The 24,074-nt window shown below is 72.7% G+C and carries 19 protein-coding genes; 9 read left to right on the top strand and 10 right to left on the bottom strand.

The features are described 5' to 3' along the window. Nucleotides 1-75: 75 nt before the first annotated feature. Together AVW11_RS25035 and AVW11_RS25030 are read right to left on the bottom strand one after the other, a co-directional pair. Nucleotides 76-663: a 3'-5' exonuclease gene (locus tag AVW11_RS25035; RefSeq protein WP_030852052.1), complete on the bottom strand. Its 588-nt coding sequence runs from the start codon at nt 661-663 to the stop codon at nt 76-78. A 50-nt stretch (nt 664-713) separates the two neighbouring features. Continuing rightward, nucleotides 714-1,904, bottom strand: a complete 1,191-nt coding sequence (locus AVW11_RS25030; protein ID WP_234362189.1) for a GDSL-type esterase/lipase family protein — start codon at nt 1,902-1,904, stop codon at nt 714-716. 316 nt (nt 1,905-2,220) lie between these two features. On the opposite strand from AVW11_RS25030, the gene AVW11_RS25025 reads away from it, so the two are divergent. From AVW11_RS25025 to AVW11_RS25015, 3 genes are read left to right on the top strand one after another with little or no spacing between them, the layout of a single operon-like run. Beyond that, the gene (locus AVW11_RS25025) at nt 2,221-3,963 is read left to right on the top strand and encodes an Hsp70 family protein (protein ID WP_158076164.1); all 1,743 of its coding nucleotides are present in this window, start codon (nt 2,221-2,223) and stop codon (nt 3,961-3,963) included. 31 nt (nt 3,964-3,994) lie between these two features. After that, nucleotides 3,995-4,732, top strand: a complete 738-nt coding sequence (locus AVW11_RS25020; RefSeq protein WP_030852063.1) for a hypothetical protein — start codon at nt 3,995-3,997, stop codon at nt 4,730-4,732. Then, nucleotides 4,729-6,321 carry a serine/threonine-protein kinase gene (locus AVW11_RS25015; protein WP_206281922.1) on the top strand — a complete coding sequence of 531 codons (1,593 nt, stop codon included), beginning with the start codon at nt 4,729-4,731 and terminating at the stop codon, nt 6,319-6,321. The genes AVW11_RS25020 and AVW11_RS25015 overlap by 4 nt, the downstream gene beginning before the upstream one ends. Before the next feature lie 116 nt (nt 6,322-6,437). On the opposite strand, the gene aceB is transcribed toward AVW11_RS25015, so the two are convergent. After that, the gene (aceB, locus tag AVW11_RS25010; RefSeq protein ID WP_076046041.1) at nt 6,438-8,057 is read right to left on the bottom strand and encodes a malate synthase A; all 1,620 of its coding nucleotides are present in this window, start codon (nt 8,055-8,057) and stop codon (nt 6,438-6,440) included. Nucleotides 8,058-8,269: 212 nt separating this feature from the next. Further along, nucleotides 8,270-8,920, bottom strand: a complete 651-nt coding sequence (locus AVW11_RS25005) for a nucleotidyltransferase family protein (RefSeq protein ID WP_051700594.1) — start codon at nt 8,918-8,920, stop codon at nt 8,270-8,272. A gap of 237 nt (nt 8,921-9,157) precedes the next feature. Here AVW11_RS25005 and yczR point away from each other — a divergent pair, with 237 nt between their 5' ends. Both yczR and AVW11_RS24995 read left to right on the top strand, forming a co-directional pair. Then, complete coding sequence (gene yczR / locus AVW11_RS25000; RefSeq protein ID WP_076046039.1) at nt 9,158-10,645, top strand: MocR-like transcription factor YczR; 1,488 nt, start codon at nt 9,158-9,160, stop codon at nt 10,643-10,645. Nucleotides 10,646-10,840: 195 nt separating this feature from the next. Further along, nucleotides 10,841-14,356 carry an nSTAND1 domain-containing NTPase gene (locus tag AVW11_RS24995; protein WP_240528257.1) on the top strand — a complete coding sequence of 1,172 codons (3,516 nt, stop codon included), beginning with the start codon at nt 10,841-10,843 and terminating at the stop codon, nt 14,354-14,356. Here AVW11_RS24995 and AVW11_RS24990 read toward each other — a convergent pair whose 3' ends face one another. The 3 genes from AVW11_RS24990 to AVW11_RS24980 all read right to left on the bottom strand — a co-directional run bounded on the left by AVW11_RS24990 (nt 14,357) and on the right by AVW11_RS24980 (nt 16,655). Further along, nucleotides 14,357-14,656 (bottom strand): NIPSNAP family protein, encoded by a 300-nt coding sequence (locus AVW11_RS24990; RefSeq protein WP_076046035.1) that lies wholly within the window; start codon nt 14,654-14,656, stop codon nt 14,357-14,359. Between the two features lie 89 nt (nt 14,657-14,745). After that, on the bottom strand, nt 14,746-15,375 hold the full coding sequence (locus AVW11_RS24985; protein ID WP_037915682.1) for a response regulator: 630 nt from the start codon (nt 15,373-15,375) through the stop codon (nt 14,746-14,748). Beyond that, nucleotides 15,372-16,655 carry a sensor histidine kinase gene (locus tag AVW11_RS24980; RefSeq protein ID WP_079070484.1) on the bottom strand — a complete coding sequence of 428 codons (1,284 nt, stop codon included), beginning with the start codon at nt 16,653-16,655 and terminating at the stop codon, nt 15,372-15,374. The genes AVW11_RS24985 and AVW11_RS24980 overlap by 4 nt, the downstream gene beginning before the upstream one ends. A gap of 134 nt (nt 16,656-16,789) precedes the next feature. Between AVW11_RS24980 and AVW11_RS24975 the strand changes: the two genes are divergently transcribed. After that, nucleotides 16,790-17,875: an ABC transporter permease gene (locus AVW11_RS24975; protein WP_030852085.1), complete on the top strand. Its 1,086-nt coding sequence runs from the start codon at nt 16,790-16,792 to the stop codon at nt 17,873-17,875. After that, nucleotides 17,872-18,567 (top strand): ABC transporter ATP-binding protein, encoded by a 696-nt coding sequence (locus AVW11_RS24970; protein ID WP_060177681.1) that lies wholly within the window; start codon nt 17,872-17,874, stop codon nt 18,565-18,567. Before AVW11_RS24975 ends, AVW11_RS24970 begins: the two co-directional genes overlap by 4 nt. 139 nt (nt 18,568-18,706) lie before the next feature. On the opposite strand, the gene AVW11_RS24965 is transcribed toward AVW11_RS24970, so the two are convergent. After that, on the bottom strand, nt 18,707-19,510 hold the full coding sequence (locus AVW11_RS24965) for an IclR family transcriptional regulator (RefSeq protein ID WP_060177682.1): 804 nt from the start codon (nt 19,508-19,510) through the stop codon (nt 18,707-18,709). 336 nt (nt 19,511-19,846) lie between these two features. On the opposite strand from AVW11_RS24965, the gene allB reads away from it, so the two are divergent. Further along, complete coding sequence (gene allB, locus AVW11_RS24960; protein ID WP_381788511.1) at nt 19,847-21,181, top strand: allantoinase AllB; 1,335 nt, start codon at nt 19,847-19,849, stop codon at nt 21,179-21,181. 2 nt (nt 21,182-21,183) lie between these two features. Then, nucleotides 21,184-22,317, top strand: coding sequence for an allantoicase (alc, locus tag AVW11_RS24955; protein WP_030852094.1), 1,134 nt, complete (start codon nt 21,184-21,186; stop codon nt 22,315-22,317). A gap of 92 nt (nt 22,318-22,409) precedes the next feature. Here the strand turns inward: alc and AVW11_RS24950 are convergent, their stop codons facing one another. Further along, nucleotides 22,410-22,874: a GNAT family N-acetyltransferase gene (locus AVW11_RS24950; protein ID WP_240528256.1), complete on the bottom strand. Its 465-nt coding sequence runs from the start codon at nt 22,872-22,874 to the stop codon at nt 22,410-22,412. Between the two features lie 414 nt (nt 22,875-23,288). Continuing rightward, nucleotides 23,289-24,023: an SDR family oxidoreductase gene (locus AVW11_RS24945; protein ID WP_079250776.1), complete on the bottom strand. Its 735-nt coding sequence runs from the start codon at nt 24,021-24,023 to the stop codon at nt 23,289-23,291. Between the last annotated feature and the right edge of the window lie 51 nt (nt 24,024-24,074).

Genomic DNA, 24,074 nt, shown 5'->3' with positions numbered 1-24,074 from the left:
GGTGTGGCGGGCGCACCGCCGCGTCCGGTACGGGCGAACCGCCGTGCGCCCGTACGTGCGGTGACGGTGCGTCGGTCAGGGCCGCCAGAGCATCAGGTTGCTCATCAGCTCGGCCTGCTCGATCGCGTCGTCGAGTGCGTGGTGGGTGTGGCGCCGCCGGGACAGCAGTTCGCGGGGCATCCGCCCCTTGACCGCGGCCCGCAGCGGCACCCGCGCCTTCGTCGCGTAGAGGGTCTTCATGTCGAGGCACCCGGAGTGGCCGAAGGGGCTGTCCCCGCCGAACCGCATCAGGTACCAGTACAGGAACGTCCAGTCGAAGGACGCCGGGTAGCCGCACATCACCGGCTGGGCGTCCACGGACACCTTGCGCACCCAGGCGCGGAACTCGGCCATCGCCGCCCGCGGGTCGGCGCCCTCGCGGACCAGCCGGTCGCGGTCCAGCCCGCTGACGGCCAGCGCCTCCGGCACGTACGCGTCACTGATCGGCCGCAGCTCCCGGTAGAAGGTGCGCCGTTCGGGATCTGCGGCCGTATACACCTCCCCCTCCTGCCGGCCGGCGACCGCGGCCCCGAAGCTGATCATCGAATACGGTCCTGGAATGGGTCCGTCGGCCTCGATGTCGACGGAGATGTAGAGACTGGGACGTGCGGTGCGGACTGCCATGCGCGAGAGCATGCCAGCCTGCACCGCCGCCGATCATCCGGTTTTCGCCGCTATGGCGCCGGCGTCAGGAACATCCCGGTGTGGTCGCTCCCCGCCGTGTTCTTGCAGCCGGAGGCGGAGCCGGCGGGCTGCGCCACCGCCAGGGCCAGGCACCGGCCGGCGGCGAGCTGGCCGTAGTGGTTGGGGTGCATGGACTCCTGGATCAGGCCCTGGGACTCGTTGTTGTCGATCCAGCGCGCCCACTCGCTCGTCTTCGCCGAGGCCGGGACGGTGGAGCTCACCTGCTTGCTCGCCTTCGCGCACACCTCACGCCCCTGGAGCATGTCCCGCAGGTCCAGGAACTGCACGCCCTTGGCCGCGGCGACGCCCTTGATGCGGTTCGCGATCTGCGGCACGAGCGAGTCGCGCGCCCAGTCGGAGTCCCGGTTCCAGAAGGGGCAGCCGCCCGTGTTGAGCCGGCTCCAGTCGCTCTGGGTGTACCGGTTCTCCGCTCCGCGCGGGATCGGCGACGGGTAGGACTGCAGCACGATCCGGTAGGAGGAGTCGGCGTACCCGGCCGTGCGCATGACGGCCCGGATCTCGTCGACGGACTTGCCGACCTTGCCCATGACCGCGTCGATCTTCTGGTCGACCGCGTACTGCTGGTCGTCGTGGCAGTACGAGTTCCAGATGATGAAGTCGTACGCGCAGCTCTTGATGATGTCGGCGAAGCCCAGGTCGTTGCCGCCGATGGACAGGGCGATCACCTTGACGTCGTGGCTCGCGGCCACCGCGGCCAGCTGGTCGGCCTGGGGGGCCTCGCCCCTGTAGGAGACGCCGCCGTTGGAGGCGCGGAAGACGTTCTGCGAGACGGCACCGGAACAGGCGAGGTTCACGGCGACGTCGGCGATCGCCCCGGCGCTGTGCACCTCGGCCGAGTCGGAGCGGTGGCAGCCGCCGGCCGTGGCCCCGTACACCTTGGCCGGGTCGTAGGTGCTGCCGCTGATCCAGCCCCGGTCGGTGCCGTTGCGGCTGCCGGTGTTGGTCAGGCTGTTGCCCTTCCAGCGCCCCGCCTCGCCCGAGATGTAGCTGTCGCCCATGGACACCACGGCCGTGGGCCCGGTCCCGGGGGCGGCCCCGGCGGTCCCGGCACCACCGGCCAGCAGCGCGCCGGCGGCGAGCGGCACGGTCACGGCGGCACAGGCCAGTCGTCGCACCCGACTGGGGTCCCGGTCCTTGCTGACGTTGCGGAATCCGATCACTGCGGAACTCCTGCGCTCGGCCACGCCGAAGCAGGGCAACGAAGGCGTTGCCCGTGACGTGGCTGGGAAGTGGGGGTCACCGCCGGCCGGTGGCATCGGAAAGGTGACACGGCCCCGCTTGTTACCGCTAGGTACAGTCACGTTACGAACCAGTAACAACCGATCGGTCGTTCGGGCCGGGATCTTTCGGGGAGCGCCAACACCCCTTCTGTGGCGAACAACTGACGGGCAGTCCGCAGATCGTGCACCCTGTGTAACAATGACCACCCTTCCGGGCGAGGCGCAGGCACCGGGGAGGACGAGGGGGACGGCACGCATGAAGTACAGGGTTGTGGCGGCCATCGACTTCGGGACGCACGGCTCGGGGTTCGCCTGGGCGGTGCTCCCGGCCGGCGCGGAAGGCCCCGACCAGCGCCAGATCGACTATCCCGACCAGTGGGACGACGCGCCCCTCACCTATCCCAAGAACCTCTCCGCCCTCTTCCTGGACCCCGACGGCAACGACCGGGACTGGGGGTACGCCGCCCGCCGCGCCGGCGCCGCCGGCGAGCCCGGCCGGCTGGAGCACGGCTTCAAGATGTGGCTGAGCCCCGAGGGCCGGGACGGCGGCCCGGGTCCCGGAGCCGGGCTCGTCGGCACACCGGAACAGGCCGTCCCGCTGATCGCGGCCTATCTGCGCCGCCTGCGCGGCGCGGCCCTCGACCGCATCGTCGGCGGCGGATTCATGGAGTCGGACATCCGCTGGTGCCTGACCGTCCCCGCCATCTGGGAGCCCGAGCAGCGCAACCTCATGCGTGATGCCGCCCGCCTGGCCGGATTTCCCGCCGACGACCGCGACCGGCTGATCCTCGTGACGGAACCGGAGGCCGCGACCGTCTACTGCGCCCAGGACAGCGCCGCCGGAATCGGCGGCCTCGGCTCCACGGCCACGCTCGTCGTCGACTGCGGGGGCGGCACGGTCGACATCGCCGCCTACCGGTGCACGGCCGACGGGTCCCTGGAACAGCTGCGCCGGCCCTCCGGCGGAAAACTCGGGTCGAACTACATCAACCGCCGCTTCCAGGTCCAGGTGCTGGCCCCGCGCCTGGGGCAGGCCGCGTTCAAGGCCCTGGAGGCGGCCCCGGCCCAGCTCCTGGAGCTGATGGACGACTTCGAACGGATGAAGACCCACTTCCGCGCGGACAGCGAAAGCCCGGTCAGCATCCCGATCTCGCTGAAGGCCAGCCGGATCATCGACCCCCACGGCGGCACCGACCGCCTCGCGGCGGAGCAGCAGGGCGTCGACGACCACATCGTCATCGAACCCGACGTGATGCGGGGCCTCTTCCACGGCACGACCGAACCCCTGGTGAAGCTGGTGGACACCCAGATCCGCGAGCTGCTCGCCGACCCCGCCGTCGCCGCCGACGGCCTGCGCGTGATCCTCGTCGGCGGATTCGCCCAGTCCCACTACGTGCAGACCCGGCTCGGTCTTCACCTCGACCGGGAGTTCCCGGCCGGGGTCCGGCTGATGATCCCGCCCAACCCCTCCCGCGCGGTGCTCGGCGGCGCCGTGCACTACGCCTGCCGCCCCGAGGTCGTGCACTCCCGGCGCGCGGCCAACACGTACGCGGTCGAGATCTCCGAGCGGCGCAGGTTCGGCGCCGTGTTCCGGGAGTCGGAAGCCGTACGCGCGCTCACCATCACCAAGGTCAAGGGGCGGGGCGCCTTCCGCGACGGCGTCCTCGACCCGCTCGTCTTCATGGGGGAGCCCGTACAGGTCGGCAGCGAACGGACCTACACCCTCGTCCCGCTCACCACCGACCAGCCGGAGGTGGAGGTCTCGCTGTACGCGGTACCCGAGGTGAAGGACCTCACGGTCAACACGCCCGGCGCCCGGCGCCTCGGCACGGTCCTGGTCGACATCTCCGAGTCGGTCGGCGAGGAGAAGGTCGACGACCGCCGCGTGGACCTGTACTTCACCTTCGGCGGGACCGAGATCGGTGTGGCCGCGGTCAACCCCCGCACCGGAGCGCGCCGCGAGACGGTCGTCGAGTTCGCCGGAATCCCCGAGCAGTAGGCAGCAGGAAGCAGGAGAAGAGGTACGCGAGATGGAGAGCTCAGGACCGGACCGGGGTCTGCCCGCGTCACCGGGCCCGTGGCCCGGCGGAACGCCGCCCCTGCCGTCCGCCGCGCCCGCACCGGCCGCCCCCGCGTCCGACGGCGCGCGCATGCCGTGGCGGGTGTTCCAGGAGGTCAGGGCCCTGCGGGCGGAAGTAGGCTCCCTGCGCGCCGAACGGGAGGAGGCGAAGGGCCGGCTCGACAAGCTCTACGAGGTGGTGCACGGCCTGCGCGCCGACCGGACCACGGAACTGGAGAGCGCCCACCACGAGACCTCGCAGGCCTACAGCGCCCTGCGCGACCGGATCATCGGCCACTGCCGGTCCGCCGCGGAAGCCGCCGCGGAGCAGCCCCACCACCGGGCGGACGCCCACGTACGGCTCTGCGCGGCCCTGTTCCGCACCGTACTGGGCGAGCATCCGGCCGCCGAGGAGGACTGGCACCGGGCGGCGGCCGGGGTACTGGGCCCACAGGTGCCCCTGGGCCCGGTGACGGAGCTGCACCGGCACACCGCCGAACTGCGCGCACGCATCGCGGAACTGGGCGGCGTCCACCGCTGGAACTTCGAGCTGCGTCTGGGCCAGGCCCCCGACCCGCGCCTTCACGAGGTGTGGCCGCGGTCGGACGAACACCGGCCGCTCAGCCTCTGCGTCGCCCCCGCCTACCAGGTGGTCGGCCGCCCCCCGCACGTCCGGCCCCTCGTCCACACCGTGATCGGCCGGGTGTGACGGTGCCGCGCCGCCCCTTGGACGGGAAGGTGCTCGACGGCCGCTACCGGCTGGACCGGCCGCTCGGGCGCGGCGGCATGGGCGAGGTCTGGCAGGCCACCGACCTCAGGGACGGCAGCGGCCTCGCCGTGAAGACGATCCTCGCGCAGTCCCTGGACTCGCCCGAGGCGCGGGCCCGCTTCCGGCACGAGGCGCAGGCCCTGGAGCGCGTCGTGAGCCCCTACACCGTGCGGCTACTCGGATCCGGCTCGGACGGCGACGTCGACTACCTGGCGATGGAGTACGTCGCGGGCCACGGCCTGGACCGTGAGCTCGCCGCCCGTTTCATCGCCGACCGCACCTGGCGCTGGGCGGCGCCCGTTCTGCGCGGGATCGTCCAGGGCATCGCCGACGTGCACGGTGCCGAGATCGTGCACCGGGACATCAAACCGTCCAACGTCCTGCTCACCGGGGACGGTTCCGTCAAGGTCTGCGACTTCGGCATCGCCAAGCTCCTGGGATCCGAGCCCTTCACCCAGCTCACGGCCCCCGGCCAGGCCATCGGCAGCGCCCCCTACATGCCCCCGGAGCAGTGGAACGGCGGACCGGTCACCTACCTGGGGGACCTGTACTCCTTCGGCTGCCTGGCGTATGAACTGCTCACCGGAGTGCGCCCGTTCGGCCCGTGCGTCGACCGGGAGGACTACCGCAGGGCCCACCTGGAGCAGCGGCCCGAACGGCTCTGCGCCCTGCGCCCCGACCTGCCGGCGACGCTGGACCTGCTGGTGTCCGCACTGCTGGAGAAGCGGCCGGGGGACCGGCCGGCCTCCGCCGAGCTGGCCGCCGTGGTCCTGGACGTGTTCCCGCTGGAGGCCCGCGGGACCCGCTGGGCCAGGCAGCGGCTCGCCACCCACGACGCCGAGACCGACCGGATGCTGCGGGACGCCGAGAGCAACTGGCTGTCGAACCGGCCCGAGGCGGGCCTCGCCTCCAGCCGGGAGGTCGTACGCCGCAGGGTGCTGGTCAACGGCCCGAACGCCGATGCGACCCTGCGGGCCCGCCGGGTGGAGGCGGACTGCCTGTGGGCGCTGGGCGATGTGGGCGAGGCGCTGCAGCTGAGCGAGGAACTCGCCGAGCAGCGGGTCGCGGTGCTCGGCCCGTACAACGACGAGGCGATCATGTCGCTGCGGGCGTGGGCCAGCCGGCTGTGGCACCTGGGACGCCTCACCGAGGCGCTGGTGCCGCTGCGGCGGATAGCGGAGGCGCGCGCGGACACCCACGGGGACTACTCCCCGGAGTACCACCGGGCCAGTTACGACCTCGCGCTCTGCCTCTTCTCCTGCGGCCGCGGCGAGGAGGCGGCCCCGCTGCTGCGCGGAGTGGTGGCCGGACGCACGGACCTGCTCGGCGCGGAGGCGCCGGAGACGCTGGAGGCGTGCCTTCTGCTGGGAGCCGTACTGCTGGAGCACGACGGGGCGGGGGAGGCCCTGGAGCAGCTGGAGCCCCTCGAAGCCGCCCTCGACCGGGGCTGGATCCCGAACCAGCGGCCGCCGGACCACGCCCGGGCGCTCATCGAGAGCGCCCGGCTGCGCGCGAAGCGCAAGCGCTGACCGGGGGCGGCAAGGCGGCGAGGGCGGCGGGCACGGCTCTGCCCCCGCGGCCGTGGGCTGCGGGGGCAAAGCCGGCCGGCTCGGGCGGCCGGTGCGTTTCGGTCGGAGCCGGGGTCTCAGCCGACCAGCTGGTCGTACGCGGGGAGCGTGAGGAAGTCCGCGTAGTCCGCGTCCAGGGAGACCGTGAGGAAGAGGTCGTGGGCCTGCTGCCACTTCCCGGCCGCGAAGGCCTCCTCGCCGATCTCGGCGCGCAGGGCGGCCAGTTCCTCGGCCGCCAGCTTGCGGGTCAGCTCGGCGGTGGCCCTCTCGCCGTTCTCGAAGACGACGCCGGCGTTGATCCACTGCCAGATCTGCGAGCGGGAGATCTCGGCGGTGGCCGCGTCCTCCATCAGGCCGAAGATGCCGACGGCGCCGAGGCCGCGCAGCCAGGCCTCGATGTAGCGGATGCCGACCTGGACCGCGTTGCGCAGGCCCTCGTACGTCGGCTTCGCGTCGAGCGAGTCGATGGCGATGAGCTCGCCCGGGGCCACCGAGACGTCCTCGCGCAGCCGGTCCTTCTGGTTGGGCTTGTCACCCAGGACGGCGTCGAAGGAGGCCATCGCGATCGGCACCAGGTCGGGGTGGGCGACCCAGGAGCCGTCGAAGCCGTCGCCCGCCTCGCGGTCCTTGTCGGCCTTGACCTTCGCGAAGGCGATCTTGTTGGCCTCGGCGTCCTTGCGGGACGGGATGAAGGCGGCCATGCCGCCGATGGCGTGCGCGCCGCGCTTGTGGCAGGTGCGGACGAGCAGTTCGGTGTAGGCCCGCATGAACGGGGCGGTCATCGTCACCGCGTTGCGGTCCGGCAGGACGAACTTCTCGCCGCCGTCGCGGAAGTTCTTCACGATGGAGAAGAGGTAGTCCCAGCGGCCCGCGTTCAGCCCGGCGGCGTGGTCGCGCAGCTCGTAGAGGATCTCGTCCATCTCGTACGCGGCGGTGATCGTCTCGATCAGGACGGTCGCGCGGACGGTGCCCTGCGGGATGCCGACGTAGTCCTGGGAGAAGACGAAGATGTCGTTCCAGAGGCGCGCCTCCAGGTGCGACTCCGTCTTCGGCAGGTAGAAGTACGGGCCCTTGCCGAGGTCGATCAGGCGCTTGGCGTTGTGGAAGAAGTACAGGCCGAAGTCGACGAGCGAGCCGGAGGCCGGGCCGCCCTCGAACTGCAGGTGGCGCTCCTGAAGGTGCCAGCCGCGGGGCCGCATGACGACGGTCGCCAGCTCCTCGGCGGGCCTCAGGGCATAGGCCTTGCCCGTGCGGGCGTCGGTGAAGTCGATGCGGCGCTCGTAGGCGTCGATCAGGTTGAGCTGGCCGAGGACGACGTTCTCCCAGGTGGGGGCCGAGGCGTCCTCGAAGTCGGCGAGCCAGACCTTGGCGCCCGAGTTCAGGGCGTTGATGGTCATCTTGCGGTCGGTGGGACCGGTGATCTCCACACGGCGGTCGTTCAGCGCGGCCGGGGCCGGCGCCACCTTCCAGTCGCCCTCGCGGACCTGTGCGGTGTCCGGGAGGAAGTCGAGGGTGGAGGTCCGGGCGATCTCGGCGCGGCGCTCGCCGCGGCGGGCGAGGAGCTCGGCGCGGCGCGGGGCGAACCGCCGGTGGAGCTCGGCCACGAACGCGAGAGCCGCTTCGGTGAGGACTTCGTCCTGCCGCGGCAGGGGCTCGGCGTCGACGATGGCCAGCGGGGACGGCGCTGGTGCGGACATAACTGTCACTCCTTCAGCGGCGGTGCCTGGCGGCCGCGGGGAATGCTCGCGCGAGACGGCACGCAGTGCCGTCGGGTGTGGAGAGCTCCGAAATACGGTCGCGGGCGCCGTCTGTGGGTTCAGGGCGCTTCTGACCAGTGGATAGTAATTTCCTTATGGTGGAAGTTCAATGGTTTGTTGATGTCGAGATTCTCTGAGTCGACAGATTCCGCTCACCGGTGGCCCTCAGTGCCACTGTCGTCACACGGTGCTCGGAGGAGTCGGGCCAGGTCGGGCGGCGTGTCGATGTCGAAGGCCTCCGCGACGTCGGAACACTCCACCAGCAGCAGCTCCCCGGCGTGGCGCGCCAGATGCCCCCGGGCGCCCTGGTCGCCCGTCGCCGTCGCCGCGATGTCCGCCCAGCGGTCCGCTCCGAACAGCACCGGGTGCCCGCGCTCCCCGCCGTACGCCGCCGCCGCCAGGCTGGCGGGGGAGCGGTAGGCCTCCCGCACCCGCGCCACGGCCGCCGGGCCGATGCCCGGCTGGTCGACCAGCGAGACCAGGGCCGCGCGGGCACCCGTACCGGCCAGGGAGGCCAGGCCCACCCGCAGCGAGGAGCCCATCCCCTCCGTCCACCGCGGGTTGTCCACGACCACGCAGCCGGACAGGTCGGCGCGCTCGCGGACCTCGGCCGCCGAGGCGCCGAGGACCACGTGCACCGGGCCGCAGCCCGCCTCCCGCAGCACCCGTACGGCGTTCTCCACCAGCGGGCGGCCGCGGTACGGCAACAGGGCCTTGGGGCGGCCGCCGAGCCGGCGCCCGCCGCCGGCGGCCAGCAGGAGTCCGGCGATCACGGGTGGATCGGAGTGCGTGTGGGATGACATGCCACCGATTCTCGCTCCTGCGGGCGATCCCGCGGCCGCCGTGCGAAGGCGCGCCGGACCGGGCCGGCGCGACCCCGATCCGCGGCGGACGCGAGCCCCGGTTCTCGGCGGCGGACAGCGGGGCACTTGCGTCACGGTCGGTCGGCATCTCGGCGCCTCCTTGCCAATCAGGGGCCAATACGGCGAGTCTGGACCCTCGATTGGCCTGGCCGTCAGCGCCGATCGGGGGAGGTTGGCATGGCGAACGGGCGAGTGGTCCGGACAGCGGACAGGACCATCGGCAGCCGCCAGCTCGCGGCCCTGCTCCCCGCAGACGTACGCGCCCGCCCCGGCTACCGGTCGCTCGCCGAAGCCGTCCGCACCCTGATCCTCGACGGCCGCATCGCCCTGCACGTGCGCCTGCCCGCCGAACGCGAGCTCGCCGAAGCCGTCGGCGCCAGCCGGGCCACCGTCACCGGCGCCTACGACCTGCTGCGCGAGAGCGGCTACCTGCGCAGCCGGCGCGGCTCCGGCACCTGGACCGAGCTCCCCGACGGCCACCGCCCCGTCGGGGCCCACGCCCTCGTCGGCGCCGGCGCCCGCAGCGCCGACGGCGAGCCCGGCATCGACCTGGCCATCGCCGCCATGGGCGCTCCCGAGGACGCCCTCGCCGATGCCCTCGCCCGGGCCGCGCTCCGACTGCCCGACGCCGCGCGGACCCCCGGCTACCACCCCTTCGGCCTGCCCGAGCTGCGCACGGCCGTCGCCGATCGCTTCACCCGCCGCGGCCTGCCCACCCGCCCCGAGCAGATCCTCGTCACCTCCGGCGCCCAGCAGGCCTTCACCCTGGTCGTCAGCCTGCTCTGCCGCGCCGGGGACCGGGTCGTCACCGAGAACCCCACCTACGCCAACGCCCTGGACGCCCTGCGCCACGCCCGGCTGCGCACCGCGTCCATCGCCGTCTCCGGCACCGGCTGGGACATGGAGATCGCCGAGTCCACCCTGCGCCAGACCGTGCCGAGGCTGGCGTACGCGATCCCCGACTTCCACAACCCGACGGGCGCGCTCATGCCCGAGGAGCAGCGGCTGCGGCTGCTCGCGGCGACCCGGCGCACCGGCACCTGGCTGGTGGTCGACGAGACCATCGCCGACATCGCCCTCGACGTGCCGGCCCCCGCGCCCCTGGCCTCGCTGGCCCCGCGCGGCGGCGCGGACCACGTGGTGACCATCGGCTCGCTCAGCAAGACCCACTGGGGCGGACTGCGCGTCGGCTGGGTCCGGGCCGGCGCGAAGATGATCACCGAGCTGACGGCCCTGCGGGTCTGCGCCGACATGGCCGGCTCGGTCCTCGACCAGCTCGTCGCGCTCCCGCTGCTGGACGGCATGGACCGCACCCTGCCCGCACGGCTCGCCGAGCTGCGCAGCCGGCGCGCGGCCCTGGTGGACTCGCTCCGGCGGCACACCCCGCAATGGTCCTGGCACATACCGCCGGGCGGCCTCTCGCTCTGGGTCGACCTCGGCGAGCCGGTCAGCTCGGCCCTGGCCGAACGGGCCGCGGCCGCCGGCGTGCACATCGCCCGCGGCGCCCGCTTCGGCGTCGACCCGGGCACCTTCGAACACCGCCTGCGCATTCCGTACACCCTCCCCGCCGACCGCCTGGACGAGGGGGTACGCCGCCTCGCGGCCGCCTTCCACGACGGCGTCCCCCTCCCCCCGTCCGTGGACCGCCCGCACTGGGTGGCGTAGCGCAGGCCCGGACGGAGTCCTCGCCCCGATCCGGCTTCACCTGGGGGTGGCCGCGCGGCGCGGTTGTGATCGATTGCCCACCGCTCCATGATGGTTCTGCCACAAGGGAGTTGGGGGGGCGGGCGTGACACATGCCGAGGTCGTCGTGGTGATGGCCGCTTCATGAGGCAGCGGTTGCAGATCGTCCTGCAGAGCATGCTGGTGCTCGTCGCCAGCCTGCTCGGCATCGTCACCAACTACGCGACCAACGTCGATGACGCTCCCTGGCTGCTGCAGCTCATCCAGCGGGCCTCCGTACCGGCCATCGGGCTCCTTGTCGTCGCAATGGTCATCGGCCAGGTCATCGTGTACCGCCTGGAGAATCCGGGCCCGCCCCGAGTGGCGTGGCCCCGCGACCGCGTGCCATACCCCGGACTGGATGCGTTCGCCGAGGACGAGGCAGCGGTGTTCTTCGGCAGAGAGGCGCAGGCGGCCGAACTCACCCGGCGGCTACATGCGACCTCGACGCGACCGAGCGACCGCTTCCTCGTCCTGGTCGGTGCCTCCGGCAGCGGCAAGTCCTCGCTCGTGCGAGCCGGAGTGATGCCGCGTCTGCGTGAGCGCCGATGGACGGTGCTGCCGGCCCTCGTCCCCGGTGCCAACCCGCTCGGAGCGCTTGCGGCCGTCCTCTCGTCCATCGGCACGGGACAGGACCCCGGGACGCTCCTGAGAAGACTGCAGGAGGACCCCATGGCGCTGCGGTCGGAACTCGAACGGATACGCGGAGGGCGCTTCCGGCGGGTCCTGCTGGTGATCGACCAGTTCGAGGAGGCTGTGACCCTGGCGGGCGACGAGGAACGGCGGCAGTTCCTCGATGCGCTCCTGTCCTGTGTGCACCAGGACCTTGGCATCCGCTTGCTGGCCACCCTCAGGGTCGACTTCCTGGGCCGGATCCTGGAGGGAGGCCATGCGGAGATCGTGCAACACCCCACGGTGATCGGGGCCCTCGGCCGAGGCCAACTGGGTCAGGTCATCGAGCGTCCCGGCGCACTCGTCGACCTTGCTTTCGATCCCGGTGTGGTCGAAATGATCGTGGACGACGCGGGCACGAACGACGCGCTGCCCCTCCTCGCTTATCTCCTCCAGGAGCTGTACTTCGCCTCGGGCCCCGGCAGGAGTGTCACTCAGGACCTGTACCGCCGCCTCGGCGGCGTCGCCGGTGCGCTGTCCCGCCAGGCCGATCTCACGGTGGCCGCACTGGGCCCTGTGTACGAGATCGGCTTTGTGCTCCGCGTGCTCCTGCGGTTCGTCACCGTCCAGGGACAGGAAGTGGCCCGCAGGCACGTCCCCCTGTCGGAACTCGGCGATCAGGAGCGCCACGTCGTAGACGCCTTCGTGGACGCCCGGCTGCTGGTGTCGGACGTCGCGGGTGGCGGAGCGCCCTTCGGATCCGAGCCGCACGCGCACGTGGCGCACGAGGCGTTGTTCCGGCAGTGGGCTCCCTTGCGGCAGGAAGTGGAAGCGCAAGTGGAGCAGCTGCGCGAGCGGGCCGAGCTGGAACGTTGGGCGGCGGACTGGGACCATTCGGGCCGCAGCGACGACTACCTGCTCACCGGCGAGCGTCTTCGTCTCGCGCAGCGCTGGCTCTCGTCTCTCGATGAGACCGGCCAGGCTCCGGAAGCGGCCCGCGCGCTGGTCACCTCCTCACAGCGCCGGGACCTCACCTTCCTGCGGCGGCTCTCCGACAGCATCGGTCAGTACGTGCTCGGGAGTGTGGAGAGCCATCCGGAGCGGGCGATCCTTCTGTCGCTGGCGGCGCTCGACGAGTGTGCTCCGACTCCAGCGGCCCGGCGTGGCCTGTTCACGGCACTGGCTTCGAGCCATCTCGGTCTGCGGCTCGACGGGCATACGGACACGGTCCGCCACGTCGCGTGGTCGCCGGACGGCCGCATGCTCGCCACCGCGGCGCGGGACGGCACCGCCCGGGTCTACGACGCGGCATCCGGCCGATGCCTTCACGTGCTCAGGTCAGAGGCGACCATGATCGAATCAGTGTCGTGGGCGCCGGATTCGACCCGTCTTGCCACAGCCGGGCGCGAACAGGTGGTACGGCTGTGGGACTCCCGTACGGGAACCTTGGTGGACGAACTGACCGCTGCGGGGTTCGTCGGGCGTCAGGTTGCCTGGTCGCCTCTCGGAACACACGTGGCCGCAAGTTCACGGGACAAGGCGGTGCGCGTCTGGAACGTCGGCACCGGAGCCGTCGACCACGAGCTGCGAGGCCATCTGGATGATGTCTGGGGTCTGTCCTGGTCCCCGGACGGTACTCGACTGGCAAGCGCCTCGCACGACCTCACGGCGATCGTGTGGGACGTCGCGGCGGGCAGGCCCACAGCCGTTCTCAGGGGCCACACCGACTTCGTCGAGGGCATTGCCTGGTGCCCGGACGGCACCCGCCTCGCCACCGGTTCCGGTGACCACACCACTCGCATCTGGAACGCGGACACCGGCGAGCAGAGGATGCTCCTGCGGGGACAGGACGACTACGTCTGGAACGTCGCATGGTCGCCTGACGGGCGCATGCTCGCCTCGGCGTCCTCGGACCGGACGGTCCGGATCGTCGACGCCGAGGATGCGAAGGTCCTGGCCGTCCTACGGGGACACTCCGACACTGTGTGGGGCGTGGCCTGGTCGCCTACGGGTGACCGCATAGCCACGAGTTCGACGGACGGCACGGCCAAGGTCTGGAACCTCCGGCCGCGCGGAGCCGAGCGATTGCTGCTCGACGGGCACACGGGCCCGGTCAACCAGGCGAACTGGTCGCGAGACGAGAGCCACATCGCCACGGCCTCCGACGACGGCACCGTACGCCTCTGGGACGCGGTCTCCGGCGCCCCGGTGGGCGCCCCGGTGAGCCTTGACGACAGGGCGTGGAGCGTCGCCTGGTCACCGGGGGCGGACCGATTCGCACTCGGCACGAACAGTGGTCTGTTCCGGATCCAGGATCTCTCGGGGCAGGTGGTGTTCGAGGACCGTGCGGACGTTCTCGAAGGGTGTGCCTGGTCACCGGACGGCGCTCTGCTGGCCACGGGCGGACATGACGCCCTGGTACGGATCCGTGCTGCGACCGGCGTCGAGGTGACGGTCCTCACGGGTCATCAGGACTGGGTCGGACGCGTCGCGTGGTCCCCGGGCGGAGGGATGCTGGCCAGCGTGTCCGACGACCGTACGTGCAGGCTGTGGGACATCGCCGAGGCACGTCAGCGAACGGTCCTGCGCGGGCACGAAAACTATGTCGACGACGTCGCCTGGGCACCCGACGAGGAGCGTGTCGTGACGGGATCGGGGGACTGGACGGCCGCGGTGTGGGACGTTGCCACAGGCCGGCGGCTCCGCGTACTGGCCGGACACGAGGGTCGGGTGCGCGCGGTTGCCTGGTCCCCGGACGGTGCGCTGATCGCCACGGGATCCGACGACGGAACCCTGAGGGTCTGGTCGGCGGAATCGTACGAGGAAACGGGCATCGTCGGAGTACACCAGGACAAGGTGACGTCGGTGGCTTGGTCGCGGGACGGGACGCGGATCCTCACCGGCTCCGTCGACGGCACAGCCCGGGTCTGGCCTGCGGTCCCGGACTACGACCGCATCGAAGCACACGCGCGCAGCCGGGTGTTCCGGACGCTCACCGATCAGGAGCGCCGCCGGCATCTGCTGCCGCTCGCATCCGGCTGATCAGTACTTCTCCTCGACCGTCCGTTCCTCCGTACACAGGAGGTAGTCGTCAGGGTCGAGGTTCATCGCCTCACGAACGGGGGATGCCCAGTACACCGCGTTGCGGTCGGCGAAGCTCCCGGGCCCTTCGTAGGAGATGAACCACAGGAACTGGTTTCTGTCCCGATCGACCCACGCTCCACCGATTTCGAACCCCATCGCGAGTCGCAGAGGCACGATCTCCCGTGTCCAACGGTCGACCCACTCGTCGAGTAGCCCGTCGCGGACGGTGTACGTGCGGAACTGAGTGGTCTTTCCCATGGCCCCTCTCCCCGATACGCGGAACGCCTTTCCGTCTGCTGCAGCCTAGGCGCCCCCAGGTGGGCACCGCCCGGCCATCCGGTTCCGGGCTACGGGGTGCGGATCAGGCGGCGGGTGGCGGCCGCCGCGACGGCCGCCGTGCGGGATTCGACGCCCAGCTTCGCGTAGACGTGCACCAGGTGGGACTTGACCGTGGCCTGGCTGAGGAAGAGCTGCTTGGAGATCTGCTGGTTCGACAAACCGTCCGCCACCAGCTGGAGCACCTCCAGCTCCCGCTTCGTCAGCGCCTCCGCCGGCGTCCGCATCCGGTCCATGAGGCGCAGCGCCACCGCCGGGGCCAGCGCCGACTGGCCCGCCGCGGCGGTGCGCACGGCCGCCGCCAGCTCTTCCGGCGGGGCGTCCTTGAGCAGGTAGCCCGAGGCGCCCGCCTCCACCGCCGCCAGGATGTCCGCGTCCGTGTCGTACGTGGTGAGCACCAGCACCCGGGGGGCGCCCGGGCGGGCGGTGATCAGGGCCGTCGCCTCGGAGCCGTGCATGCCCGGCCCGAACTGCAGGTCCATGAGGACGACGTCGACCGGTTCGCGGGCGGCCAGCTCCACCGCCCGCTCGGCGGTCGCCGCCTCGGCCACCACCGCGAAGTCCGCCTCGGTGTCCAGCACCGCGCGCAGGCCCGCCCGGACCACGGGGTGGTCGTCGGCGAGCAGGAGACGGATGGTCACAGGGCCTCCACGGGATCCGTGCGTTCCAGATGTTCCAGGGGCAGCGGCAGGGTGACGGCCACGGCGGTGCCCTGCCCGGGGGCGGACTCCACCGTGAACAGCCCGCCCAGGCTCTCGGCCCGCGAGCGCATGGCGGGCAGTCCGAAGCCGCCGTCGCCCGAGCCGGAGCCCTGGCCCGTCGCCGCCGAGGACGGGTCGAAGCCGTGCCCGTCGTCGACGATGTCCAACGTCACCGAGGCGTCCATGAAGGTCAGGGTGATCTCCGCGCGCCCGGCCCGGGCGTGCCGCACCACGTTCGCCAGCGCCGACTGGGCGATCCGCAGCAGCGCCACCTCGTACGGGGTCGGCAGCACCCGCGGCCGGCCGCTCAGCGAGAACCGCACCCGCGGCCCCGGCACCCCCGCGCACAGCCGCTCCAGCGCCGCGGCGAGCGAGCCGTGTTCGAGGTCCGGCGGCGTGAGGGCGCGTACGAAGCGGCGCGCCTCGGCCAGGTTGTCCTGGGCGGCCTCCCGGGCCTGCGCGATGTGCGGCAGGGCCGGCGCCCCCTCCGGCAGCGCCCGCTCGGCCGCCCGCAGAAGCAGCTGGATGGAGGACAGGCCCTGTGCGAGGGTGTCGTGGATCTCCCGGGCCAGACGCTCCCGCTCGGCGAGGATCCCGGCGCTGCGTTCGGCCGCCGCCAGCTCGGCCCGGGTCGTGATGAGCTCCTCGATCAGCTCCCGGCGCCGTTCGCTCTCGCGGTACAGCGCCTGGTAGCCCAGTACGGTCGCCACCGCGACGGCGCCGCCCAGCAGCGGCCCCAGGAACGCCCCGGGCGTCGCCGCGCTGCTGTGCGCGAGGAAGCCGCCGATGGCGGCGCACGCGGTCACCGCGACCGCCGCGACCCCCCAGCGCAGCCGCAGCAGGTGCAGCTCCAGGAAGTACAGCGGGAAGGCGATCCACAGCCCGTCGGGGGAGACCAGCAGCAGGGCCGCCCAGGCCGCCCCGAGCCCGGCCAGCCACACCGCGCCCGCCCGCGGCGAGCTGTGCACGGCGGGTGCCCGCACGCCGGCCGCGTACACGGCGGCGAGCAGCGCACAGACGGCGACCACCCAGCCGGCCCGGGGTGCGGAGTCGGCGACGGCCCGCCCGGCGGCCAGTGCGAGCAGCCCGAGGAACAGGGCGTGCAGGCACAGCTTCAGCACCTTCGAGACGGGGGTCAGGGTGCGGGCGGCGGGTGCGGTCGCGGGCTCGGGCGGGGGCGCACAGGCGGCGGGCGCGGCGGGGGGAGCGGCAGCAGTCATGTCCGAACCAGCGTAAGTCGGTCGCGGCCGGCCGCGGTCAACCGAAAGTTCGATGTCCGGGTGCGCCCTTCGATACGAGGATCCCTACTGTGGCGCGATGCCTTGTGTCCACACGGAAGACCAAGGTGGGGGACATGTTCGTCGCATGGAGAGATCTAAGGTTCGCCAAGGGCCGCTTCGCCCTCATGGGCTCGGTCGTGCTGCTGATCACGCTGCTGGTCGGCCTGCTGTCCGGGCTCACCGCCGGCCTGGCCCGGGAGAACATCTCGGCCATCACCGGCCTGCCCGCCTCGCACCTGGCCTTCGCGAAGCCCGCCGGGGACCAGAAGGTGTCCTTCACCAACTCCCAGGTGCCCGAGTCGGCCTGGCTGGCCTGGCGGAAGCAGCCGGGCGTGAAGGCCGCCGAGCCCCTCGGCATCCGCACCGCCAACGCCGTCTCGGGTGAGCGCACCGCCGCGGTCTCGGTCTTCGGTGTGGACCCCGCGGGCGGGCTCGCGCCGCGGGACGCGGGCCTCACGCAGGGCAGGGTGGTGCTGGCCGAGAAGGCGGCCGGCGAACTCGGCGGCCTCACCGCCGGGGCCAAGCTCAAGATCGGCCCGCTCGAACTGACCGTGGCCGCCGTCGCCGGCACCGCCGCCTACAGCCACACCCCGGTCGTCTGGATGGACCTGGGCGACTGGCAGCGCATCGGCAACCCCGGCACCTCCGTCGACACCCTCGCCACCGTCGTCGCCGTCTCCGGCGGCGGCCTGGACCTCGCCGCCGCCGACCGGGCGGCGGACACCCGGGCGCAGACCGTGGACGAGGCCCTGGGCGCCATAGGCTCCTACCAGGCGGAGAACGGCTCGCTCCAGCTGATGCGCGGCTTCCTGTTCGCCATCTCGGCCCTGGTCATAGGCGCCTTCTTCACGGTGTGGACCATCCAGCGCAGCGGCGACATCGCCGTCCTGAAGGCCCTGGGCGCCTCCACCCCCTACCTCCTGCGGGACGCCCTCGGCCAGGCCGTGGTGATGCTCGCCCTCGGCACCGGGCTGGGCACGGCGCTCGCCGCCGGATTCGGCGCGCTGATCAGCGGCGGCGACGTGCCCTTCGTCCTCGACGCCGCCACGGTGCTTCTCCCCGCCGCCATCATGATCGCGCTCGGGGCGCTGGGCGCGGCCCTGTCCATCCGGCGGATCACCTCCGTCGACCCGCTGACCGCCCTCGGGAGCGCCCGATGACCCTCCTCGTCCACGACGTCACGCTCACCTACCCGGACGGCGAGAGCCGGCTCACCGCCCTCGACGGGGTCGGCCTGGAGGTGCCCGCCGGCACCCTCACGGCGGTGATCGGACCCTCCGGATCCGGCAAGTCCTCCCTCCTCGCCGTCGCCGCCACCCTCGTCACCCCGGACCGCGGCCGCGTCGTCGTGGCCGGCGAGGACACCACGCGCCTGGGCCCCGCCGAGAAGTCGGCCCTGCGCCGGGAGAAGATCGGCATCGTCTTCCAGCAGCCGAACCTGCTGGCCTCGCTGACCGCCGCCGAGCAGCTCCAGGTCATGGCGCACGTGGCGGGACGGCCCGCGAAGGCCCTGCGCCGGCGGGCGCTGGACCTGCTGGACGCGGTGGGCCTCGCCGACAAGGCCGACAAGCGCCCCCACCAGCTCTCCGGCGGCCAGCGCCAGCGGATCAACATCGCCCGCGCGCTGATGAACGAGCCCGCCGTGCTGCTGGTCGACGAGCCGACCAGCGCCCTGGACCACGAGCGCGGCGCCGCCGTGCTGGACCTGCTGGTCACCCTGACGCGCGAGCGCTCCACCGCGACCGTGCTGGTCACCCACGACCACGCCCACCTGGAGCGGATGGACCGTACGGCGACCATGGCCGACGGCCGGCTGACGGCCGGGCACCAGGACCCTGTCGCCGCGCCCTGAACCGCCGTACGGGGCCCGGGCCCGCGCCCGGGACCCCGTACCGGAAACCGGGCCCGCGCCCGGGAACCGTACGGAAAGGCCCCGGCCGCCCTCTTCGAAGAGGGCGGCCGGGGCCTTTCCGTACGGCCGGGCGGCGGGCTTACGCCGGGCTCTGGTTGGCCAGCGCCACCGACAGCTCGGCGGCGACGTTCTGGAGGATCGGGACGAAGGACTCGGTCACCGCCTCGGTGACGCGGCCGGCCGGGCCGGAGATGGAGATCGCGGCGGCGGTCGGGGAGTTCGGCACCGACACGGCCAGGCAGCGGACTCCTATCTCCTGCTCGTTGTCGTCGACCGCGTAGCCGGCCCGGCGGACCTGCTCCAGCGCCTCCAGGAAGCCCTCGGGGGTGGTGATGGTCCTCTCGGTCGCCGCGGGCATCCCGGTGCGGGCCAGCAGGGCCCGTACCTCGTCGGCGGGGGTGTGGGCGAGCAGCGCCTTGCCCACGCCGGTGGAGTGCGGCAGCACGCGGCGGCCGACCTCGGTGAACATGCGCATCGAGTGCTTGGACGGCACCTGGGCGACGTAGACGATCTCGTCGCCGTCGAGCAGGGCCATGTTCGCGGTCTCGCCGGTCTCCTCGACCAGGCGGGCGAGGTAGGGGCGGGCCCAGGTCCCCAGCAGGCGCGACGCGGACTCGCCGAGGCGGATCAGGCGGGGGCCGAGGGAGTACCGTCGGTTGGGCTGCTGGCGTACGTACCCGCAGGCCACCAGCGTGCGCATCAGGCGGTGGATCGTGGGCAGGGGCAGACCGCTGGCGGCCGAGAGCTCGCTGAGGCCGACCTCACCCCCGGCGTCGGCCATGCGTTCGAGCAGATCGAAGGCGCGCTCAAGGGACTGGACGCCACCGCTTGCGGCAGGGGTCTTTGAGGAAGCGTCGGTGGTGCTGGCGCTGGACGTCGGCACGGCGCGGTCCTTTCGGTGCTGGCAGGCAAGGGAGCAGCCTACCCGGCGGCCGGCGTCGGCCCCAGCGCTGGGGTGGGGGCGTAGCCGCCGGTCAGAGGTGTTTTGTCCTGGTGGCGGACATCCTCGGGAAGTTGTCCGCCCGACTCCCGGTGGCGGTAGCTACATTCTGTATCGCGAAATCTTAATTCCATCTTGTGGAAACCTCCAATTGCGGTCCCGGTGTGTCAGTGGTCCGTCCGGGCGCTCTTGACTGCTCCCGGATCGCCGGGAAGACTCCGTCAACAGAACGTTGAATTTCGCTCTGTGGAAGTAGATGGGGAGGTTCCGGTGGCCGACGTGGCTGTGGAACTGGTACTGCGCTCGACGCGCGTCATCACCCCCGAGGGGACGCGCGCCGCCTCGGTCGCCGTCGCCGGCGGGAAGATCACGGCCGTGCTGGCACACGACGCCGAGGTACCGGCCGGAGCCCGGCTGGAGGACTTCGGCGACGACGTCCTGCTCCCCGGCCTGGTCGACACCCACGTCCACGTGAACGACCCCGGCCGCACCGAGTGGGAGGGCTTCTGGACGGCCACCCGCGCCGCCGCGGCCGGCGGCATCACCACGATCCTCGACATGCCGCTCAACTCCCTCCCGCCCACCACCACGGTCGACAACCTGCGTGTCAAGCAGGAGGTCGCCCGCGCCAAGGCGCACGTGGACGTCGGCTTCTGGGGCGGCGCCCTCCCGGACAACGTCAAGGACCTGGCCCCGCTGCACGACGCCGGCGTCTACGGCTTCAAGTGCTTCCTGTCGCCGTCCGGCGTGGAGGAGTTCCCCCAGCTCGACCAGGAGCAGCTCGCCACCTCCCTCGCCGAGATCACCGGCTTCGGCGGCCTGCTCATCGTGCACGCCGAGGACCCCCACCACCTCGACGCCGCCCCCGTCGTCCCCGGCCCCAAGTACGCCGACTTCCTCGCCTCCCGGCCGCGCGACGCCGAGAACACCGCCATCGGCAACCTGATCGCCCAGGCCAAGCGGCTGAACGCGCGCGTCCACGTCCTGCACCTGTCGTCCTCGGACGCGCTGCCGCTGATCGCCGCCGCCAAGGCCGAGGGCGTCCGGATCACCGTCGAGTCCTGCCCGCACTACCTCACCCTGACCGCCGAGGAAGTGCCGGACGGAGCCAGCGAGTTCAAGTGCTGCCCGCCCATCCGCGAGGCCGCCAACCAGGACCTCCTGTGGGACGCGCTCGCCGACGGCACCATCGACTGCATCGTCTCCGACCACTCGCCCTCCACCGCGGACCTGAAGACCAGCGACTTCTCCACCGCGTGGGGCGGCATCTCCTCCCTCCAGCTCGGCCTGCCCGCCATCTGGACCGAGGCGCGCCGCCGCGGCCGGACCCTGGAGGACGTCGCCCGCTGGATGTCCGAGGCCCCGGCGCGGCTCGCAGGCCTCTCCGCGAAGGGCGCGATCGAGGCCGGCCGCGACGCCGACTTCGCCGTCCTCGCCCCCGAAGAAACGTTCACCGTGGACCCGGCCGCACTCCACCACCGCAACCAGGTCACGGCGTACGCGGGCAAGACCCTGCACGGAGTCGTGAAGTCCACCTGGCTGCGCGGCACGCAGATCGCCGACCACGGCACCCCGACCGAGCCCACGGGCCTCCTCCTCGAAAGGCAGAACTGACAGTGGCACAGCGTTCGACTGGCCTGGCCTCCTTCACCGGCAACGCGAACCCGTACGGAGGCGGCGACCCGTACGCGGACTACCGCACCGCGGACTTCCCCTTCACCCAGTACGCGAACCTCGCAGCCCGTGAGCTGGGCGCCGGTGTCATCGCCGCCAACGACGAGTTCTTCGCCCAGCGCGAGAACCTCCTCATCTCCGAGGCCGCGCACTTCGACCCCGAGGACTTCGGCCACAAGGGCAAGGTCATGGACGGCTGGGAGACCCGCCGCCGCCGCGGCGTCAGCGCCACCCAGCCCTGGCCTACCCCCGAGGACCACGACTGGGCGCTGGTGCGCCTGGGCGCCCCCGGCGTCATCCGCGGCATCGTCGTCGACACCGCCCACTTCCGCGGCAACATGCCGCAGGCCGTCTCCATCGAGGCCACCCACTGGCGGGGCGCCCTCGCGCCGACCCCGGAGGAACTCCAGGGCGACGACGTGAAGTGGACGACCATCGTGCCCCGCACGGCGGTCGGCGGCCACGCCGCCAACGGCTTCGAGGTCGACGCCGAGCAGCGCTTCACGCACCTGCGCGTCAACCAGCATCCCGACGGCGGCATCGCCCGCCTGCGCGTCTACGGCGAGGTCCTGCCCGACCCGGAGTGGCTCGCGGCGCTCGGCTCCTTCGACGTGGTGGCGCTGGAGAACGGCGGCTCCGTGCAGGACGCCTCCAACCGCTTCTACTCCCCGCCGACCAACACCATCAACCCGGGCCGCTCCCGCAAGATGGACGACGGCTGGGAGACCGCCCGCCGCCGCGACAACGGCAACGACTGGATCCGCTACCAGCTCGTCACCGAGTCCGAAATCCGCGCCGTCGAGATCGACACCGCCTACCTCAAGGGCAACTCGGCCGGCTGGGCCTCCCTGTCGGTCAAGACCGGCGAGGAGGGCGAATGGACGGAGTTCCTGCCGCGCACCCGCCTGCAGCCCGACACCAACCACCGCTTCGTGCTGGACACCCCGGCGGTGGGCACCCACGTACGGATCGACATCTACCCGGACGGCGGCTTCTCCCGCCTGCGCCTCTTCGGCTCCCTGACGGAGGCCGGCGCGGCGGCGCTGACCGCCCGCCACCAGGAACTGGGCGGCTGACCCCGCACCCGTGAACCGTCCCGGGGGCCGACACCCCCGGGGCCTGCCCACCCGTGGGGGCGCACCGGATCCTGGTGCGCCCCCGCGGCGGTTCACACCGCCAGCGCGGCCACGGCCTCGTCGCCCTCGAACTCGCCGGTGGGCACGAAGCCGAGCTCGGCGTAGAGGCGCGCGGCGGGCGCGTTGTCCGGGTGGTACGAGAGCCGGATCTCCCGGCAGGCCGGGAGCGCCGCCAGACGCCGGATCAGGACCCGCATCGCGGCGCGGCCCACGCCCCGGCCCTGCTCGGCCGCGTCGACGATCATGCCGCCGATCCAGTGGGCGCCGCCCTCCTCGTCGTACGCCCACATCACATGGCCCACGACGGCGTCGCCGGCGCGGATGGCCAGGGAGTTCCACACCCCGCCGCGCAGGGAGAGCAGCAGGTACCGGGCGCCGAGCGCGGCGACGAACCGGCGCTGGTCGTCCGCCGGCGCCACGTCGGCGACGGCGCGCCAGTTCTCGTCGGTGACCTCGTCGAGCACCACGCAGCGGTGCTGCCGATCCCTGAAGTCCACGCTTCCCCCTGCCCGTTCGAACGTCCTGATCAAGCCGAGCATAGGCCCGCCCCACCACGGGGCCGCCGGCCCCACCCGCTGCGGGCGGGCCCGCACCCGGGACGCTGCGACGGCGACACCACGGGGCCCGCCCCGGGCCGGGCGCAGCGACCGGAACGCCCGGACGGCCGCCGGCCCGAGGCCGGCCGCCGGCCGGGCGGGCCGAACCGGCCCGGTCGGAGTCGGCCGGGCCGAACCACCCGGTCCCCGGTCGGCCGGAGCCCGGCGTCCGGGACCGTTCCGCAGAGCCCGGGCCCGGGGCCTGCGGAACGGTCCCGGGCCCGCACCAGGGCCAAGGACAGGGCCAGGCCCATGGGCCGGGGGTCAGGGTCCGGGGGCGGCCCGGTGTGAGTCCGCCCGCACGCCCGGCGAGGGCTACGCGGCGTGGCCGCCGTCCACAGCGAGTTCCGCGCCCGTGACCCAGCCGGCCCCCGGGCCGGCGAGGAAAGCCACCACGTCCGCGACCTCCGCCGGAGTGCCGAAGCGACCGAGGGCGGTCATCACCGCCTGCGGCCCCGCGTACGGTCCGTCAGCCGGATTCATGTCGGTGTCGACGGGCCGGGGATGCACCACGTTCGCGGTGATCCCGCGCCCGCCGAGCTCCCGCGCCAGGGCCTTCGTCAGCCCGATCGTCGCCGCCTTGCTCATCGCGTACAGGACCCCGCCGGGCCCGGGTACCCGCTGGGCCATGCAGCTGCCGATGGTGATGATCCGCCCGCCCTCCCGCATGCGCGCGGCGGCGGCCTGCGCCGCGAGGAAGGCGCCCCGCACGTTGACGGCGAGCACCCGGTCCACCTCGGCCGACTCCACCGCCTCCAGCGGACCGACCGCCCCCACCCCGGCGTTGTTGACGAGCACGTCGAGCCTGCCGAACCGCCGCACGGTCTCCCCGACGGCGTTCTCGACCTCCGCGGCGTCCCCGGCGTCGGCCCGCAGGGCCACGGCCCGCCGCCCGCGCGCCTCCACCGCCGCGACCACCCGGGCCGCGGCCCCGGCGTCGCTGACGTAGGTGATCGCGACGTCCATCCCGTCCTCGGCGAGCCGCCCGGCGACGGCCGCCCCGATCCCCCGGCTGCCACCGGTCACCAGTGCCGCGGCGTTGCTGTTCATGTCGTCTTCCTCCCGCATCATGTGGTTGCGGGTTCAATCAAATGTCCCCAG

The sequence above is a fragment of the Streptomyces amritsarensis genome (genome assembly GCF_001953875.1).
GTDB classification, from domain to species: domain Bacteria; phylum Actinomycetota; class Actinomycetes; order Streptomycetales; family Streptomycetaceae; genus Streptomyces; species Streptomyces amritsarensis.
The sequence above is the reverse complement of the archived record's forward strand: the minus strand, read 5'-3'. Positions and strand labels throughout refer to the sequence as shown.